This window comes from Deltaproteobacteria bacterium (assembly GCA_030690165.1).
Lineage (GTDB): Bacteria > Desulfobacterota > GWC2-55-46 > UBA9637 > UBA9637 > JACRNJ01.
The window spans coordinates 22,109-37,466 of record JAUYHF010000060.1 but is presented as its reverse complement, the minus strand read 5'-3'; the positions used below and the strand labels follow the sequence as shown (position 1 = coordinate 37,466).

Genomic DNA, 15,358 nt, shown 5'->3' with positions numbered 1-15,358 from the left:
TACATTTCACAGGGAGCGAGGCGGTATGTTTAAAACCGTAGAATGGAAAAACAACAGCATTGTAATGATAGACCAGAGGCTTTTGCCAAACGAAGAGGTCTATAGGACATATACAGATTTCCTTGATGTGGCAGAGGCCATACGGGAGATGGTTGTAAGAGGCGCGCCTGCAATCGGCGTTGCAGCGGCAATGGGCGTTGCGCTGGGCGCATCTCAGATAAATGCGAAAGGGCGCAAGGGATTTGTAAAAGAGTTTGAAAAGATTTGCAAGGTTATGGCCTCCACCCGTCCGACAGCAGTAAACCTTTTCTGGGCAATTGACAGGATGAAGCGGGTTGTAAAGGCAGATACAGGGATGTCTCCGGATGAGATTAAGGAAAGACTTGTTCAGGAGGCAAAAGGGATTCATGATGAAGATATTGAGATAAATAAAAAGATGGGCAGGTATGGAAGCAAGCTCATAAAAAATAAGGCAACTGTGCTTACACACTGCAATGCAGGCGCGCTTGCAACCGCCGGTTACGGCACAGCCCTTGGCGTAATAAGGGCGGCAATTGAAGATGGGAAAAAAATCAAGGTTTTTGCGGATGAGACAAGGCCATTTTTGCAGGGATCAAGGCTCACAGCGTGGGAGCTTATGAAAGACAACATAGATACCACGCTTATAACTGATAGTATGGCAGGATATATGATGAAAAAGGGATTGATAGATTTGGTAATTGTTGGCGCTGACAGGATTGCCGCAAATGGCGATGTGGCTAATAAGATAGGGACATATTCTGTTGCGGTTCTCGCAAAGGAGCACAAGATACCTTTTTATGTTGCCGCCCCCATATCCACTATAGATTTAGACATAAAACATGGAGATAAGATTCCGATTGAGGAAAGGGATATAAGGGAGATTACACATATAAAAAACATTCCCATTGCCCCTCTTGGCATAAAGGTAAGAAACCCTGCCTTTGATGTAACACCGAACAGACTGGTAACAGCCATTATCACAGAAAATGGGATTGCCGGAAAACCCTTTGAAAAGAGCTTGAAAAGAATGGTCAAAGGATAGCGCTAAGATGAGACGCGGGGCGTGCCCCGGACGCTCTCGATCTTCTGGTTGGAATAAGAGGTTGTTCTGGTGATGTAAATGCTTGCTAGAAATACAGGAAATACACTATTTACCGTGGCACTTTTTGTATTTCTTGCCGCTACCGCAGGAGCAGGGATCGTTTCTTCCGACACGAGGTGGGGCGTTCTTGCTATTATGTTCTTTCACGAAGTCAATGCAGATCTCTGATGGTATCCTGAACGAGAAAGTTGTTTTACCATCTGAGTTCGTAATGGCAAAATCACCTTTTACTATTATGTCCATTCCGACGAGAACATCAAATCCAGTAAGCTTCCCTTCGGTCGCACGAATGTAAGAGAAGGCAACCCGATGAGGGAGCATGATGTTAATATAATAAACCGGCTGATCGGTTGATCCGTCACCATGAAATACTTTTGTTATGCCGATCTGCTTCAAACCTAAATCATCGACAATCTTTTTGGTGATTACGGTTCCCGTGGCGCCCGTATCCCAAAGGGCTTTATACGGTTTATATGGATTTGTTTGTTGTGCTGCGGTGGCTGGATCAAAAGCAGGAGCAATTTCAATATCGGTTATAAGCTGATTAAGAAGACCACCGTTACTCTGAAGAGTGAAACTGCGGGAGCCGGCGGGTGGCATTAGACAAAAACCACACGGGAATGGAAGGTGTGGGTATATCCTGCTGTTCCAGGTTCACACTTCTGTACGAGAAAAGTCCCGAGTTCATGTGTCTTTGATGTTGTTTCAATTGCGTCGGATTCAGATGTATATGCTCCGATGACATCTTCATCTTTTATCACGATGAATTTACCGTTGTACTTTTCCACCAACTCGTTCTGGTGGTCGAGATAAAATTTGAACTCTTTTTTGAGATTTACACGTGCCATGTTTTTAACTCTTTAAAATAACTAATAATACTACAGCGTTAAGTGACTGTCTAAATATATAATAGCAGATGTCTAATCAGAAATGCAAGGGCAAAATCGATTTTCATTTGATTTTGACTTTGTGGCCCGCTCAGCGGCGTAGACCGTCTGGAGCGTCAGGTTGGGAAATTCCAACGTTTCCTAATGAGCCGAGCGCCTTCAGCGACATGATCGCACAGACGGACAGGCGCGTCGGCTCCATTCGGTTGTTAACCTGTCCTTCCACATTTTGTATCAACTTCCGGAAGCGCTCGAGAAGAGGACTACTTCGAGAGAAAGCTGGTGCCGAAGAGATACTGTTCCTTACGGCGTACTCGCGTGTGTTGCAATGATTGCGCTGATTAGATCGAGACCTCTTCTTGTGCAGGTTACCAATTCTCTCCTGGTGTGCGACGTTGTCACAGGGCTCACGAAGACAAGTGGGAAAAGCCCGGCCGCGACTTCGCCGGTAATCACGATTGTTCCGGTGTGTGTATCGTAATCTCTCGTTTCGCGAAGCTGGTCCATGAGGTCGACGTCTCGCGAGTCCAGATGCCCAGACTGCCATCGCTTACACCAAGCGATCCAGCTCTTCGTCTGTCTCGGTGCCCCAAATCCTTTGGCCTCTCGAACGAGATGCAAGACGGTCTTCCAACAGTGCAAATAGCCACGAAAGTAACGCCGAACGACCGCGAGATCGTGACCGTGATCAGGGCCTCGCACTATCTCCCCTATCTTGTCGTTGAAGAACTTCGCATCATCGAGCGAGATGTTCATTTCGTCGGTGGTCGGCATACGAGTCTCTGGGTATCTTGGTCAAGCTAACATTCTTTTTTATGCCGCAGCATCGTTTTTGCTGATATTAGGTCAAATAAATAAACCTATCAAGATTAAAACGGGATATTTGCAGATACACTGCTGCTTAAATTACTCCCTTACCTGCCCCTCTCCATAAATTATAAATTTCTGTGTTGTAAGCTCAAGAAGCCCCATCGGGCCAAAGGCGTGAATCTTTGTTGTTGATATGCCGATCTCCGCGCCAAGGCCAAGCTCAAAGCCGTCAGAAAATCTTGTAGAGGCATTTATAAGGACAGTCGATGAATTGACCTCCCGCAAAAATCTCTGGCTGTTGCTGTAATCCTTTGTGATTATTGATTCAGTATGAAGCGACCCATATTTTGCAATGTGCGATATTGCCTCATCCATATCTTTTACAACCTTTATCGCAAGAATCAAATCCAGATACTCTGCCGGCCAGTCCTCTTCTGCTGCGGGTTTGGCATATGGCAGAATCTTTCTTGTTTCCGCGCATCCCCTGAGTTCAACTTTAGCATCCTGATATTTCTTGCCCATTTTCGGCAAAAACTCTTTGGCAATATTTTTATGGACAAGCAAAGTCTCCATAGCATTGCAAACCCCAGGCCTTTGAACCTTGGCGTTAAAACACACCTTAAGAGCCATATCTAAATCAGCGTATTCATCCACAAATATGTGGCACACGCCTTTATAGTGCTTGATAACAGGGATTTTAGAATTGTCTACAACAAACCTGATAAGCCCCTCGCCGCCCCTGGGAATAATGAGGTCAATATATTCCTCAAGTTTCAACATCTCCAAAACTGCCTCTCTGTCGGTTGTCGGCACAACCTGAATTGCCGTGTCAGGAATACCTTCTTTTCTGCACGCATCCTGCAAAACCTTTGCAATGGCAAGGTTTGAATTTATTGCCTCTGAACCGCCTCTTAAGACAACAGCATTGCCTGATTTTAAACAAAGCGCTGCCGCATCAGCAGTAACATTCGGCCTTGCCTCATAGATTATTCCGATAACGCCAAGCGGTATCCTCATCTTCCCGACAAGAAGGCCATTTGGCCTTTTCCACATACGGGTAACCTCGCCAACAGGGTCAGAAAGGCCGGCAACCTCTTTTATGCCGTCGGACATGGTCTTTAAAACCTTGTCGGTAATTGTAAGCCTGTCAATCATTGCCCTTGATAAACCCTTGTCCTCTGCGGCTTTAATGTCTTTTTTGTTAGCCTCTTCTATTTTGTTTCCATTTTTCAGAAGCTCATCGGACATCCTTAAAAGGGCTTTATTCTTTACGCCAGTATTTATATTGGCAAGCTTTAAAGATGCCTCTCTTGCGGATTTAGCAATTTGTTTTATATCGGATTTTATTGTAGACATTAGATATGCCTCATAAGTTTATTTGTTGGGCTATTGTAGCAATATGGCCTTTATTGTCAATAGGTTAAGCGCTTCAGTGATTGCGTGGTTTATTTTCCTATGCAAAACTGGCTGAATATCCTGTCAAGAATATCCTCTGTTGTTACTGCCCCTGTTATTTCGCCGAGTCTTTCTATTGCTTCTTTAAGCTCTACTGCAATGAATTCTCCGGACAGGCCGTTTTCCAGGGCTTCTTCTGCCTTTGCAACAGCCCTCTGCGCCTTTTCAAGGCTAATCTTGTGCCGCACATTGGAGATAACTACGCCAATAGATTCATCGGCCTTATGCCCGATTGCCTCATTGTATATTGTCTGTCTTAACTCCTCAATGCCCTTATTCAGCAGCGCGGAAATCTCTAACTTTGTCATTTCTTTGAATGCGCTATGGAAGGAACTGACAGCCTCTATAGATGCCTTATCTATCTTATTCCCAATAATAATAATTTTTTTGTCCGAAATCTTTTCCAGAATTCCGATATCTTCCTTAAATTCGCCATCCGACAGATCCACTACAAAAAGAACCATCTGGCTGGATTCAAGCCTTTTCATGGTAAACCGTATGCCTATGCTTTCAATCTCATCCTGTGTCTCTCTTAGGCCTGCTGTGTCCATGAGTCTTAGCGGTATGCCTTTTATATTAACAACCTCCTCTATAATATCCCTGGTTGTCCCGGGAATTGCTGTAACAATGGCGCGTTCCTCTTTTAAGAGGAGATTTAAAAGGCTTGACTTTCCGACATTAGGCCTTCCCAGGATAATGCAGTTTATCCCTTCCCGTATAATCTTCCCCTCTTCGTATGTGGAAAGGAGTTTCTTTATTTCGCCGCTTATTTGCTTTAGTCGTTTGTTAATCTCCGAACCAGAAAGGATTGTCACGTCCTCTTCATCCGGAAAATCAAGGCCTGCCTCTATGGAAACAAGAAGACCTACGGCAGACTCTTTTATCTGATTTACCTTTCTGGAAAGAACGCCCTCCATCTGAAGACGTGCAAGCCTTAAGCTCAAATCTGTCTTTGCCCTTATTAAATCTATAACAGCCTCTGCCTGGGCCAGATCCATCTTGCCGTTTAAAAATGCCCTTTTGCTGAATTCGCCTGGCTCTGCCAATCGCGCCCCCTGCCGCAAAACAGCCTCCAGCACCCTTTGCAGCACAAGCTGGCCGCCGTGACAGTGAAATTCCACCACATCCTCGCCTGTGAAGGAATCTGGTTTTCTCATTATTGCCATAAGCGCGTCATCAAGAGGGGTGTTATCGGATGGGTTAAAGATTGTTCCGAAGTAGAGGCGGCGGTTTTCAAAAATCCCCCCTTTTGCAAAATCCCCCTGTATCCCCCTTTGACAAAGGGGGACAGAAGGGGGAATTTTGCGGGGTTTGAATACAGTTCTGGCAATGTTTTCTGCATCAGCGCCGCTTATCCTTATAATGCCGATTCCGCCTTCTCCATGAGGGGTTGCTATGGCAGATATGGTATCGGAGAGATTCATTTGACTCCAGACCATTGACTACACTTTCTGTCCTTCTTCCAATTTTGTAAGCTTTTCAATTATCTCCATATCGGATATGCGAGGGGCAACATCTACTACGAAGACAATAGTGGAAGGAGACAGGATAAAGGTTTTCTTCATGTTTAAAGTTTAGTTGAAGATAAATGCGGCGTCAAGGAAATTAAAGTATTATGATTAGATATTACTTGCATAGAGGGACTCATTTCGGTAAAATTAGCGGTGTGCAGATAGCAGAGATAGAGTTCCTGATAAACAATCGTCCCAGTAAATGACTGGGGTTTAAGATGATTAGGGGGAGGCAACTATGTTCAAGAATATTCTCATACCGCAGGACGGTTCAAATCACAGCAGGACGGCGCTTTCTTACGGAATCTGGCTTGCCAGGAAATTTGACGCCAAGGTAATCGGCCTCTATGTTGTTGATGTTGTTGTAATGGAAGGCCCTTTCCTTCACGACCTTTCGGGCTCTCTTGGCTTTGAACCTTTCTTAAATTTCTCAACAAAGATGAGAGAGATATTGGAAAATAAGGGCAAGGGTATTTTAAAGGAATTCAGGGAAACCTGCGAGCGTGAAAAGGTGGCTTATGACGGCGCGCAGGGATTTGGAATAGTTACAAATACGATATGCGAAAGGGCGAAACTTGCGGATATTGTCATAATGGGCCGCAGGGGGGTAAACATCCAGTTTGAATATGGCCTTCTCGGCTCAACTACTGAGGGCGTAGTAAGGAAATCTCCAAGGCCTGTAATTATTGTCTCTGATGAATATAAGGAGCCGTCGAACCCGCTCTTTGCATACGACGGGAGTTTTACGGCAAGCCGCGCCATGCATTCCGCCGCTGAATTTGTAAAGACATTGAAACTTCCGTTAACAGTTTTAACGGTTTCAAGGGATGGGAACGGTGAAGCCCTTTTGAAAGAGGCAAAAGAATATTTCAAGCCTTATAATATCCAGCCTCAATTTATCTCGGTTAAAGGAGACACTCCGCAGGAAATAGTTAGATATTATAAGGAAAATAACCACGACATACTGTTCATGGGCGTAACCAGCCATTCAAGAATTGTAGAGATGGTTCTTGGAAGCACCACCGAATATGTGATGAGAAACGTTAACGGTCCTGTATTTTTAGGGAGATAATACGAACTATGGAAATGAATAGATGGATGCTCGCTATATTGATGGTTTTACATCTAACTTTTTTGGCAAGCCATAATATCTATGCCTTGACCAGCGATAAAGAGGCCGAGAAGACACAACAGGCAAAGTCTGCTTTTAATGAGATTGTTGAATTATGGTATGAGCATAAATTTGACAGCCTCTATGATAAATTTGCGGATAGAGACAAGTCTGCGCTGTCAAAAGAAAAATTTATAAGCCGCATAACAAATGAAAAGAAAAGGCTTGCCTGCTGCTGGCAAAAGGTTCAGGATGTAAAGGTTAAATTATATTCTTCAGGCAAGGCAGTTGTATCGGCAAAGCTAGGTTTTGAAGACCAGTCAAATGATATTTCTTATGTTAACGCAGAGGTGCCTCTTTATCTTAAAGATGAAGGATGGAAGATAAAGGTAAAGGATATGCTCGCCGCATCGCCTGACATGCCAAAGCATAAATCAAAGAAGCATATAAAAATAAAATAAATCTTAAATTTTCATTGGTGAAGTTCCAAAATCTTTTTTATTATATTTGTTGTTGACCTCCCCTTTACTAATTTTATCCTTGCAATCCTGCCGCCGGCCTTTTTTACCACATCAGCGCCTACAATTGCATGGCCTGCCCAGTCTGCGCCCTTTACAAGGACATCCGGCAGAACAGCCTTTATAAGTTTTATGGGTGTCGGCTCATTAAAGATAACCACATAATCAACTGCCTCAAGGCCTGATAAAACCTCTGCCCTTTCCTTTTGCGGCACAATAGGCCTTTTTTCGCCTTTTATCTTTTTTACAGATATGTCGCTGTTTAATCCTGCTATGAGTATATCGCCAAGCGATTTTGCTTTATTAAGGTAACGGACATGTCCTGCGTGAATAATATCGAAACAGCCGTTTGTGAAGACAATAATTTTACCTTTTTTTCTGGCGCTGCCAATATGTTTCTTTAATGTTCGCAGGGCAACAAGCTTGTTTTTAGCCATAGATATCTCGTATCACAGATTAGCCACCCTTGCAAGGGTAACTACATCTATGTTTTTAGCACCGGCCTTTTTCAAGACCCTGCTGCACTCAAGAACAGTCGCGCCGGTTGTATAGACATCATCTATAAGCAAGACCCTTTTATCTTTAAAGGCCGCCGTGTCTTCTGCCGCAAAAGCGCCCCTGACATTATTTATCCTGTCCTCCCCCTTCAGATTTATCTGCGGGTCTGTTTCGCGTATTCTCTTAAGGTTCAGATAATCTACAGGCAGGTTGTATATCTCGGCAAGCCCTTTTGCCAGAATTAGCGATTGATTGAAACCGCGTTCTTTAAGTCTTTTTTTATGCAAAGGCACAGGGACTATCAAATCATGGCTGTTAAATAATAATCCGGTTTTTTCAAAAACAGGTTGCGAGTCAGCTATTATCGCTATCAGAGGCTTTGCCAGAGAGGTTTTGCCATTATACTTAAACATATGGATGGCATCTAACAAAGCCCCTTTATATACAAAAAAACTCCTTGCCGTTGAAAAAGCTATTTTCTCAGGTTTTTTTATGCATTCCCAGCACAGATGCGATTCACATTCCTGTGAAACGAAAGGTCTGCCGCAGCAAATGCAGATTGGGCCTGTAATCAGGCTTACGCTGTCAAGGCATTTTTGGCAAAATCTGCCGTCAAGGGCATCGCTGCTGCATAGAGGACATATTGGCGGCAGGAGCAGATTTAAAAATCCTTTCAGCATAAGCGCCTGGAATTGTATCAATTTTTGTTCTTTGCTACCATCTCAATTTTATGCTAAATATTGGGCTATGCCAAACCCCATAAAAGATATTAAGAAAGAGGTTGATAAACTGCGGGATGAGATAAATTTCCACAACTACCGTTACTATGTGCTGGACAGCCCTGTAGTCTCCGATGCTGAGTATGACAAGCTTATGCGGGGGCTTATTGAGCTTGAGGCAAAATATCCTGAACTTATCACCACTGAGTCCCCTACCCAACGAGTCGGCGCAAAACCTTCGGAAGCATTCGGAACAGTTAAACATACCATGGCTATGCTTTCTATAGAAAATTCCTTCAGTATTGAAGAGACGAAAAAATTTGACGCCAGTGTAAGAAAAGAGCTTGGAATAAACCATGAAATTGAATATGTCGTAGAGCCAAAGATAGACGGACTTGCTGTGGAACTTATCTACGAAAACGGTGTGTTTACAACAGGTTCTACAAGGGGCGATGGATACACGGGTGAAGATATAACACAGAACCTTAAGACAATAAGGAGTATACCAATGAGGCTTCTTACATCCCCCAGCGCCAGCCACTCGCCGCTAAGGGCTCCATTTCGCCTTGAGGTGCGCGGGGAGGTTTTTCTCTCCATCAAGGCGTTTAAAAAGATTAATAAAGAACTGGAAGAAAGGGGTGAAGTTCTGTTTGCAAACGCGAGAAACGCCGCTGCAGGGTCATTGAGGCAATTGGATTCAAAGATAACGGCTTTAAGGCCGCTCGACATATTCTGCTATGGCATCGGCACTGTTAAGGGGGTTCAATTTACCACCCATTTTGAAACACTTAATGCTTTAAAGGCTTTCGGCTTAAAAATCAACCCTCTTGTAAAAATATGTAACGGTATTGACGAGGCAATAGATTATCACAGCCAGATGGAAGAAAAGCGGGACGGTTTGCCATATGGCGTTGACGGAATAGTCATTAAGGTAAATAATCTTGAACTTCAGGAAAGGCTCGGCGTTCGGACAAGATACCCCAAATGGGTGCTTGCCTATAAATTTAAGGCGCGGGAAGGAACAACAAGGATAAAAGATATTATTGCCGACGTAGGCAGGACAGGCGCATTAACGCCTGTTGCTGTTATGGAACCTGTGGAGATCGGAGATATAACGGGAAGTGTAACTATAACGAGGGCGACGCTTCATAATCAGGATGAGATAGATAGAAAAGATGTGCGAATCGGCGATACGGTTGTTGTGGCGAGGGCAGGCGATGTTATACCTGAAGTTGTAATGGTCATAAAGGAAAAAAGGACGGGTAAGGAGAAAACCTATACAATCCCTCATGAATGTCCGTCCTGTCATTCTAAGATTGAGCGGATTGGCAAGATACACTATTGCACAGGCGGCCTTTCCTGTCCCGCGCAGATAAAAGAGACTATAAAGCACTTTGTGTCAAAGAGGGCAATGGATATTGAAGGGCTTGGAGACAAACATATTGAGCAGTTTGTTGATGACGGCCTTATAATGGATGTTGCTGATTTGTATTATATTAAAAAGTCTGACCTTTTAAAACTTGAAAGATGGGCTGAAAAATCGGCGGATAACTTGATTGATGCGATTGAAAAGAGCAAAACACCTACACTTCCAAGGCTCATCTATGGCCTCGGCATAAGGCAGGTGGGGGAACACATGGCGCATGTCCTTGCAGAGGAATTCGGAACCCTTGAGGCAATTATGGAGGCAGACAAAGATAGATTACTATCTGTCCGTGATATCGGGCCTGAAACAGCAGAGAGCATCTATGATTTCTTTCAGGAGCCGCACAACAGGAAAGTTATTGAAAAACTAAAAAAGGCAGGTGTTGTAGTTTCTCAAATGAAAATGCGGGTGCCCTCTGGGCGCGGAAAACTATCCGGCAAGACTTTTTTATTTACAGGCGCACTGGAATCTTTTTCAAGGGATAAGGCAAAAGAGCTTGTGGAGAAACATGGGGGTAAGGTAGCCGCAGGCATAAGCAAGGGTGTTGATTATGTGGTCGTCGGAACAGAGCCAGGCTCAAAATATGATGAGGCAAAAAAAAAGGGACTTAAGATAATTACAGAGGAGGAGTTTAAAAAGATAGTGGATTAAAAACCCGTCTCTCTCCTCACCCGCTCCATCAACTCCCTAAATTTTTTATCTCCTGAACCTGAAATAAACTTTATCTTATCCTTGCCTCTGCCAATTCCAAGTTCTATTGCCCTTTTTATCTGCTTCTGCTCCCAGACATCCTTTTCTGCAACCATCTTCCATTTGCCGAAGGATTTTATTATGCCAAGGCCAATTATATCCGCTGCAACACGGGCTCCGCTTGCTATTATGAGATTTGTATCTGCCGACGTCCCTTCCCACGGCCCGCCCTCTATCATGGAGACAGTGCCGTCAACAATATTTAAATCAGGACGATAGGCAATGTTAAATTCCGATATAAGCTCCTCCCAATGGCTGGAGTCTACAAGATACGGCCTTTGTTTCAGGTGGGTGCATCCGATGAAGTTTTTTAACGTGATGGTGTAGCTTGCAGACCTGTGTGTCTTTATGACAGGCAGATTTATTATAATGTCCACATTGTAAATCCATTCTGTAACATACGCCTTATCAATATACAAAGCGCCCGGCAGTTCCACCTCAACCCAGTCATAATCCTCAAACACAATAACCTCTGCGCCTGCATCCTCCGCCGCCTTCTTTATCCCGTTTCGTTTCATATTTCTTACAGTGGAAAGGGTGGCAAGGGCAGACATGTCGCCAACATAGACCTTCTTTGCCCCTTGTTCATAAAGGATTTCTACTGCTGCCTTTACAACCTCTGGATTTGTTGTCGCCGGATTTTTCTCCCCTGATACGCAATTGGGTTTTACAAGGACTGTCTTGCCTTTGATATTAAGCCTTTCAAAACCGCCGATGAGGGACACAGCCTCCCTTATCATCTCCTTTACTGTACCGCCGCCTGCAACGGCGACAAGCGCTTTATCCCCTTCTGTAAAAAGGTCAGACGGTATTCTTGGCTTCATCTTCTTTTTTGGTTTAAAAAATATACTTGCCATGGCCAGCCTCTTTCTGAAAGACAGGAGGAATAATAAAGCCCCGAAAAGGCTTAATATGAAACGGCGGGAGGACATATCAAATAGTCTGTTAATGCATGAAACTGGTATCTATTGCAGGGCCTTTAATTTCCTCTATCTTCCCGAAATTATTTTCGTATCTGCGGATATTATCCTGCAATGCGTTTAAGAACCTCTTTGCGTGCTTTGCGCTGAGTATTACCCTTGACCTTACCTTTGCCTTTGGCGACTGCGGCTGGAGAAAGATAAAGTCAAAGACAAATTCATTTTCGCTGTGATTTATCGCTGCCAGGTTTGTATACATGCCCTGGGCAATGTCGTCATCTATCTGAAGCTCTACCTTAACATCTTTTGCCGCTTGTTTTGCGTCTGCCATAATACCTCCAATTTAAGAAGTCAAAAGTCAGGAGTCAAAAACAAAAAATGTCTGAATTCCATATTCTCTCTCCCGTATTTTAAATAGCACACTTGCTGATTTTAGTAAAGCTTTGCAATGAGTAAAAGAAAGGAATATAATCGGCAGAAATGGTTATAGAATCCGTATACAGAGACAAGACCATTGTCGAGAATCTTGTTAAAAAGATCAAAGAAGCGCCTTTAAAGCGCCCTGTCAAGATAATGCATGTATGCGGAACGCATGAGAATGTCATAAGCCGTTTTGGATTAAGGGGATTGCTGCCGGATAATGTGGATGTGATTGCAGGGCCGGGCTGTCCCGTGTGCGTATGCCCAGGGCATGATATAGAATTCGCAGTTGAACTTGCTTTGGAGAAAGAGGCCGTAATTGCCACATTCGGGGATATGATTAGAGTTCCATCATCGGCAGGTTCTCTCTCTGATGCCGGAACGCAGGGCGCTGATATACGGGTTGTATATGGACCGTTTGACGCCTTAAAGATTGCCAGAGAAAATCCTTTAAAAGAAGTTGTTTTGTTTGCAGTAGGTTTTGAAACCACTGCCTGCGGTGTGGCAAGCCTTGTTCAGTCCGGTATTCCTGATAACTTAAGCATACTTGTTTCCCACCGCCTTATACCCCCTTCTATGGAGTTTCTGTTAGGAGTCGGCGACATCTGCATAAACGGTTTTCTGATACCCGGACATGTAACCACAGTAATGGGTCTTAAGCAGTATAGGCTTTTTCCAGAGGCATACAGGATGCCCACAGTGGCAGCAGGTTTCGAGCCTGTTGATGTGCTTATGGCTGTGCTGGCAATAATCAGGCAGATAAACAAAGGAACTGCAAAATGCGAAAATGTGTATCAAAGGGCTGTGCAGGATAACGGGAATCCAAAGGCGCAAATGGCGATAAAAGAGGTTTTTGATGTTGTGCCTGCATACTGGCGCGGCATCGGAAAAATACCAAGGTCAGGGCTGAGATTGAAAGAAAGATACAAGATGCGCGATGCACGATACAGATTTGATATCAAAACAAAAGAAGGGGGGTTGGATATAAACCCCGGCTGCTCTTGCCACCTTATAATGATTGGAAAGATAAAACCAACAGAGTGCCCGCTTTTCGGAAACACCTGCGTTCCGGATGCTCCTTATGGGCCGTGTATGGTGTCTATGGATGGAACGTGCAGGGTGTGGTATCAATACAAAAGACAGGTGTCCAACTCGCCTTGACTACACCTATTTCTTGTGATAGGCTTCAAGCCAATATGCCGGAAAATATAATAGAAAGATTTGAAGTAAAAGAACTTAAGATACTTGATGAAAAGGGTAATGCAGATGCCGCCCTCCTTCCCAATCTTTCCGATAATGACCTCAAAAAAATATTTGAACTCTTCATCCTTTCAAGGCAATTTGACCAGCGCGCGCTCCAGCTTCACGCAGAGGGAAGGCTTGGCACATACGCATCCATCCTCGGCCAGGAGGCATCACAGATAGGCAGCGCCTATGCCCTTGAAAAAACAGACTGGGTATTCCCGTCTTTCAGGGAGATGGGGGTGTATATCACACTGGGGTATCCGATCTGGATGCTTTTTCAATACTGGACAGGCGATGAAAGGGGTATGAAGACCCCCGACGATTTAAGCATATTTCCCGTATCTGTTCCTGTTGGCACCCATATGATCCATGCTGTTGGCACAGCCTTTGCCGCAAAGATAAAAGGGCACAGAATAGCAACAGCGGCATATTTCGGCGACGGCGGCTCGTCAAAGGGCGATTTTCACGAAAGTCTTAATATTGCAGGCGTGTATAAACTTCCTGTTGTGTTTATATGCCAGAATAACCAGTGGGCAATATCACTTCCCCGCGAAAAGCAGACAGCAGCAAAAACAATAGCTCAAAAGGCCTATTCCTACGGCTTTGAAGGCATACAGGTGGACGGCAATGATGTGTTTGCGGTTTACAAGGCAACAAAGGACGCCCTTGAAAAGGCAAAGGCAGGTAAAGGCCCAACACTTATAGAGTGTTTTACATATAGGATGGCCGACCATACAACTGCTGATGATGCGTCAAGATACCGTTCAAAAGAGGATGTGGAAAGATGGAAAGATAAAGACCCGCTCCTGAGGCTTAAACTGTATATGGAAAAAAAGAGGCTCTGGACTCAGGTTTATGAAGATGATGTGAAAAAAAAGGTAATAGAGTTTGTGGATGGCGAGATAAAGAAAGAAGAGGCCGCGGGTTTGCCGGACAAGAAGGATATAATAAGTTTTACATATAAAGAACTTTCACAGAGACAGATAAAGGAATTAAAACTATGGCAAGAATAAATATGGTTCAGGCCATAAACCTTGCCTTACGGCAGGAGATGGAGAAGGACAAGGATGTTGTCCTCATCGGTGAGGATGTGGGCAAGGATGGCGGGGTCTTTAGAATATCCGAGGGCCTTATGGAAAAATTCCCTGACAGGGTATTTGATACGCCGCTTGCAGAGTCCGGCATTATCGGCACAGCCATAGGCATGGCAGTATACGGCCTGAAGCCTGTTGTAGAGATACAGTTTATGGGATTTATATACGCAGGCATTGAACAGCTCTTTTCTCATGCCTCAAGGATTCGCTCCCGCTCAAGGGGGCGCTACACATGCCCGCTGGTTGTGAGAACGCCTTATGGTCTTGGTATCAAACCTCCCGAACTCCATTCAGAATCCACAGAAGCCCTGCTCTGCCACATGCCGGGGATAAAGGTTGTTGTGCCAAGCTCTCCATATAATGCAAAGGGCCTTCTCATATCAGCCATAAGAGACCCTGATCCGGTGATATTCCTTGAGCCGACAAGATTATACAGGCTCATAAAAGAAGAGGTTCCTGAGACTGAATACACAATACCCATTGGCAAGGCAAAGGTTGTGCAGGAAGGCAAGGATATTACAGTAATCGCATGGGGGAGCATGTTACACAAGGTTCTGGAAAGCATAGAGGGATTTGACGCAGAGGTAATTGACTTAATGACATTAAGGCCTTATGATGAGGATACAATTTTAAATTCAGTTAAAAAGACCGGAAGGGTTGTTATTGTGCATGAGGCAACGAGAAACTGCGGTTTTGGCGCTGAACTTTCTGCATTTATAGCAGAAGAGGCAATGCTCCATTTAAAGGCGCCAATAATAAGGGTTACCGGCCTTGACGCAGTAATCCCGATGGCAAGACTTGAGGATTATTACGCGCCTTCAAAGGAGAAGGTTATAAAGGCGTTAAAGAAAGTGATGGAGTATTGATAAAG

16 protein-coding genes are annotated in these 15,358 nt (G+C 44.3%); 7 read left to right on the top strand and 9 right to left on the bottom strand.

Annotated elements, in window-relative coordinates; all coding sequences use genetic code 11:
* Nucleotides 1–25 precede the first annotated feature (25 nt).
* Nucleotides 26–1,063: an S-methyl-5-thioribose-1-phosphate isomerase gene (gene mtnA, locus Q8P28_10165; GenBank protein MDP2683140.1), complete on the top strand. Its 1,038-nt coding sequence runs from the start codon at nt 26–28 to the stop codon at nt 1,061–1,063.
* Nucleotides 1,064–1,168: 105 nt separating this feature from the next.
* Here the strand turns inward: mtnA and Q8P28_10160 are convergent, their stop codons facing one another.
* The 5 genes from Q8P28_10160 to Q8P28_10140 form a co-directional block, all read right to left on the bottom strand.
* Nucleotides 1,169–1,723, bottom strand: a complete 555-nt coding sequence (locus Q8P28_10160) for an SEC-C metal-binding domain-containing protein (protein MDP2683139.1) — start codon at nt 1,721–1,723, stop codon at nt 1,169–1,171.
* Nucleotides 1,723–1,971 (bottom strand): hypothetical protein, encoded by a 249-nt coding sequence (locus Q8P28_10155; GenBank protein MDP2683138.1) that lies wholly within the window; start codon nt 1,969–1,971, stop codon nt 1,723–1,725. Before Q8P28_10155 ends, Q8P28_10160 begins: the two co-directional genes overlap by 1 nt.
* 945 nt (nt 1,972–2,916) lie before the next feature.
* Complete coding sequence (locus tag Q8P28_10150; protein ID MDP2683137.1) at nt 2,917–4,176, bottom strand: glutamate-5-semialdehyde dehydrogenase; 1,260 nt, start codon at nt 4,174–4,176, stop codon at nt 2,917–2,919.
* 89 nt (nt 4,177–4,265) lie between these two features.
* Nucleotides 4,266–5,699, bottom strand: a complete 1,434-nt coding sequence (mnmE, locus tag Q8P28_10145; protein ID MDP2683136.1) for a tRNA uridine-5-carboxymethylaminomethyl(34) synthesis GTPase MnmE — start codon at nt 5,697–5,699, stop codon at nt 4,266–4,268.
* An 18-nt stretch (nt 5,700–5,717) separates the two neighbouring features.
* Nucleotides 5,718–5,840 (bottom strand): hypothetical protein, encoded by a 123-nt coding sequence (locus tag Q8P28_10140; GenBank protein MDP2683135.1) that lies wholly within the window; start codon nt 5,838–5,840, stop codon nt 5,718–5,720.
* A 184-nt stretch (nt 5,841–6,024) separates the two neighbouring features.
* Here Q8P28_10140 and Q8P28_10135 point away from each other — a divergent pair, with 184 nt between their 5' ends.
* Together Q8P28_10135 and Q8P28_10130 are read left to right on the top strand one after the other, a co-directional pair.
* Nucleotides 6,025–6,858 (top strand): universal stress protein, encoded by an 834-nt coding sequence (locus tag Q8P28_10135; GenBank protein MDP2683134.1) that lies wholly within the window; start codon nt 6,025–6,027, stop codon nt 6,856–6,858.
* An 8-nt stretch (nt 6,859–6,866) separates the two neighbouring features.
* Nucleotides 6,867–7,358 carry an NTF2-like N-terminal transpeptidase domain-containing protein gene (locus Q8P28_10130; protein MDP2683133.1) on the top strand — a complete coding sequence of 164 codons (492 nt, stop codon included), beginning with the start codon at nt 6,867–6,869 and terminating at the stop codon, nt 7,356–7,358.
* 11 nt (nt 7,359–7,369) lie between these two features.
* Here the strand turns inward: Q8P28_10130 and rfaE2 are convergent, their stop codons facing one another.
* Nucleotides 7,370–7,852, bottom strand: a complete 483-nt coding sequence (gene rfaE2 / locus Q8P28_10125; GenBank protein MDP2683132.1) for a D-glycero-beta-D-manno-heptose 1-phosphate adenylyltransferase — start codon at nt 7,850–7,852, stop codon at nt 7,370–7,372.
* A 12-nt stretch (nt 7,853–7,864) separates the two neighbouring features.
* The gene (locus Q8P28_10120; GenBank protein MDP2683131.1) at nt 7,865–8,614 is read right to left on the bottom strand and encodes a ComF family protein; all 750 of its coding nucleotides are present in this window, start codon (nt 8,612–8,614) and stop codon (nt 7,865–7,867) included.
* 46 nt (nt 8,615–8,660) lie between these two features.
* Here Q8P28_10120 and ligA point away from each other — a divergent pair, with 46 nt between their 5' ends.
* Nucleotides 8,661–10,709 carry an NAD-dependent DNA ligase LigA gene (gene ligA, locus Q8P28_10115; protein MDP2683130.1) on the top strand — a complete coding sequence of 683 codons (2,049 nt, stop codon included), beginning with the start codon at nt 8,661–8,663 and terminating at the stop codon, nt 10,707–10,709.
* Here the strand turns inward: ligA and Q8P28_10110 are convergent.
* A complete protein-coding gene (locus tag Q8P28_10110; protein MDP2683129.1) occupies nt 10,706–11,665 on the bottom strand; it encodes a DUF362 domain-containing protein in 960 nt (319 codons plus the stop codon). The two genes, ligA and Q8P28_10110, sit on opposite strands and share 4 nt — an antisense overlap.
* Nucleotides 11,666–11,753: 88 nt before the next feature.
* On the bottom strand, nt 11,754–12,059 hold the full coding sequence (locus Q8P28_10105) for a DUF3467 domain-containing protein (protein MDP2683128.1): 306 nt from the start codon (nt 12,057–12,059) through the stop codon (nt 11,754–11,756).
* A 149-nt stretch (nt 12,060–12,208) separates the two neighbouring features.
* Here Q8P28_10105 and hypD point away from each other — a divergent pair, with 149 nt between their 5' ends.
* Genes hypD through Q8P28_10090 form a run of 3 tightly spaced genes read left to right on the top strand, consistent with a single transcriptional unit; the run spans nt 12,209 to nt 15,353 of the window.
* A complete protein-coding gene (gene hypD / locus Q8P28_10100) occupies nt 12,209–13,309 on the top strand; it encodes a hydrogenase formation protein HypD (GenBank protein ID MDP2683127.1) in 1,101 nt (366 codons plus the stop codon).
* A gap of 35 nt (nt 13,310–13,344) precedes the next feature.
* Nucleotides 13,345–14,406, top strand: coding sequence for a pyruvate dehydrogenase (acetyl-transferring) E1 component subunit alpha (gene pdhA / locus Q8P28_10095; GenBank protein ID MDP2683126.1), 1,062 nt, complete (start codon nt 13,345–13,347; stop codon nt 14,404–14,406).
* Nucleotides 14,394–15,353, top strand: coding sequence for an alpha-ketoacid dehydrogenase subunit beta (locus Q8P28_10090; protein ID MDP2683125.1), 960 nt, complete (start codon nt 14,394–14,396; stop codon nt 15,351–15,353). Before pdhA ends, Q8P28_10090 begins: the two co-directional genes overlap by 13 nt.
* Nucleotides 15,354–15,358 lie beyond the last annotated feature (5 nt).